General features: G+C 55.4%; 3 protein-coding genes. 1 reads left to right on the top strand and 2 read right to left on the bottom strand.

Going from position 1 to position 1,295, the window contains the following annotated elements; genetic code table 11:
• Positions 1-355 precede the first annotated feature (355 nt).
• Complete coding sequence (locus ACP7D4_RS28025) at positions 356-535, bottom strand: hypothetical protein (protein ID WP_426108037.1); 180 nt, start codon at positions 533-535, stop codon at positions 356-358.
• 39 nt (positions 536-574) lie between these two features.
• On the opposite strand from ACP7D4_RS28025, the gene ACP7D4_RS28020 reads away from it, so the two are divergent.
• Positions 575-712 (top strand): hypothetical protein, encoded by a 138-nt coding sequence (locus ACP7D4_RS28020; protein WP_426108036.1) that lies wholly within the window; start codon positions 575-577, stop codon positions 710-712.
• A gap of 330 nt (positions 713-1,042) precedes the next feature.
• On the opposite strand, the gene ACP7D4_RS28015 is transcribed toward ACP7D4_RS28020, so the two are convergent.
• The coding region (locus ACP7D4_RS28015; protein ID WP_426212713.1) for a hypothetical protein at positions 1,043-1,295 on the bottom strand (253 nt) is incomplete at its 5' end.

Below are 1,295 nucleotides of genomic sequence, written 5' to 3'. Positions count from 1 at the left end.
TGCGAAGCGCCTATATTTCTTCTTTGTGAACATTTGATAATTTAAGTATTCAACTCGGCTTACGCTTCGTTGGCACCTTCATCAAACGCCCACACTTATCGACTGTTAATTTTTAAAGAACTTATTCGGTACTTCTTACTGCGCGGTACGAAGCGTTGTGTTCGTTGCTGCAGAGAGGCGAGATTATGAAGCACTTCGTTTCACTCGTCAACCTCTTTTTATTACCGCGCCTCTTTCGAAGCGCCCCCTGACCAACTGATAACTACTTGATTTCGCTAACGATTTCATCGGGGAGGCAAACTATAGCAAAGGACACGCTGGCTGGCAAGGGCTTTTCAAACGATTCGGCAAAAACTTACCGAGCATTATCACCAAGTTTGCCGGCAGGAGGCGAGGTAGCACTCGATGAACTGCCTGATGACGGCCCCGGCACATCTTTGCGATTCAAATCGCTGGGGCTGCGAAACACCTCATCCGTGAACAGGCGCGAGCGCGTCAGGATGCGCCGCCCTGCTCGGTTATCGAGCGAAAACATCCCACTGGTGCTGGCGACCGTATCGATGATCAACTGCGAATGGTCCCACTACGCGAACTGTATTACGCGGCTCCTTTTCCCGACGCCACCGACAGCGCTGCACCGAAGCGCACGCTGACCGAGCGCCACGACATGTGTCAGAGCCTCGAGAAAAAGCAGGTCGGCCTCTCGTTCTAACAGCGTCAAGGTGAAGACCACGTTCACGTGAAGGGCTACGCCGGCAGCTGCCACGTGACCCAGCCGGTCGGGCGGCGTGGTCGATTCCGCCCCGTGCCTTCCACGGCGCCGACATCAACTGGCTGCACGTAGCGACCGTGGCCGGCGGCAAGCTGAGTACCATCGTCGGCATCAACGAGGCCGTTCGAGCGACTTGCGGCAGCGTTTCGAAAACTTCGTCGGCACCCGGTTTGACCTGCAGGGCAAGCTGCCGCGGGCGGAGTGGAATGGCATATACGGCTGCCGCTCAGCGCTGCCGTCGGGTCGAGGAGCAACTGTCCTTGGACCCCATCAAGAGAATTGAAGAGCAAATGCGGCAGGAAACTGCGCGCCGCGAGACCGCCCCGAGTTCAAGAGCGTGCTGGTCCGCAAATTGATGCACTCCACGTTGCCGACGTTTGCCGGAACGTCGACGACAAATCCCTGGACGAAAAAAAACCCCACATTTCTGCGGGGTTTTTTAATATAACTAGCCTGACGATAACCTACTTTCACACTGGTTGCAGCACTATCATCGGCGTAATATCGTTTCACGGTCCTGTTC

The sequence above is a fragment of the Massilia sp. TWP1-3-3 genome (assembly GCF_049897805.1).
GTDB lineage: Bacteria > Pseudomonadota > Gammaproteobacteria > Burkholderiales > Burkholderiaceae_D > Telluria_A.
The sequence above is the reverse complement of the archived record's forward strand: the minus strand, read 5'-3'. Positions and strand labels throughout refer to the sequence as shown.

Excerpts from the sequence above, each read along its gene's own strand:
- ACP7D4_RS28020 (WP_426108036.1), top strand. The coding sequence starts at position 575 with ATGGTCCCACTACGCGAACTGTATTACGCGGCTCCTTTTCCCGACGCC.
- ACP7D4_RS28025 (WP_426108037.1), bottom strand. The coding sequence starts at position 535 with ATGTTTTCGCTCGATAACCGAGCAGGGCGGCGCATCCTGACGCGCTCG.